The following is a 689-nucleotide window of genomic DNA, read 5'->3' on the forward strand; positions in this document are numbered from 1 at the left end:
TCTTGTTGGTCTCCACGGAGCCCTTCCACTCCTCGCGGCTCTGGCCGTTGTCGAGCTTGGTGTCGATCCACGGCAGCAGGCTGCCTGCCAGCGGCGCACCGAAGTTGTCGGTGGGGAAGTCGCCCGAACGCATCGCCGCGGTGACCTTGCGGTCGATATCGAGGATGGCGCTGGCCGGATCGGCCAGTTCGTCGGCCACGCTGTCACGCAGGCCACCCATCTGGTTGAGAAGCTCGCGCATGTGCTTGGCGCCGGAGCCGGAGGCCGCCTGATAGGTCATGGAGGTCATCCACTCGATCAGGTCCGCCTCGAACAGTCCGCCCAGGCCCATCAGCATCAGGCTGACGGTGCAGTTGCCGCCGACAAAGGTCCTGGCGCCACGGGCCAGCTGGGCATCGATCACATGGCGGTTGACCGGGTCGAGCACGATGGTGGCGTCGTCTTCCATGCGCAGGGTGCTGGCGGCATCGATCCAGTAGCCCTTCCAGCCTGCCTGGCGCAGGTCGGCGTAGACCTTCTTGGTATAGTCGCCGCCCTGGCAGGTGACGATCACGTCGAGCGCCTTTAGCGCGTCAAGGTCGAAGGCGTCCTTGAGTGCTGGCACGTCCACTCCCACATCCGGGCCGGCCTGACCGACCTGGGAGGTGGTGAAGAAGACCGGCTCGATGCCCTTGAAGTCTCCATCCTCC

The 689-nt window shown here is 65.5% G+C and carries 1 protein-coding gene; it reads right to left on the bottom strand.

Features of this window, described 5'->3' with window-relative positions:
* On the bottom strand, positions 1 to 689 hold a 689-nt coding region (locus AOG27_RS21385), incomplete at both ends, for an aspartate-semialdehyde dehydrogenase (protein ID WP_152967181.1).

Source organism: Pseudoalteromonas lipolytica (assembly GCF_001306915.1).
GTDB lineage: Bacteria > Pseudomonadota > Gammaproteobacteria > Enterobacterales > Alteromonadaceae > Pseudoalteromonas > Pseudoalteromonas simplex.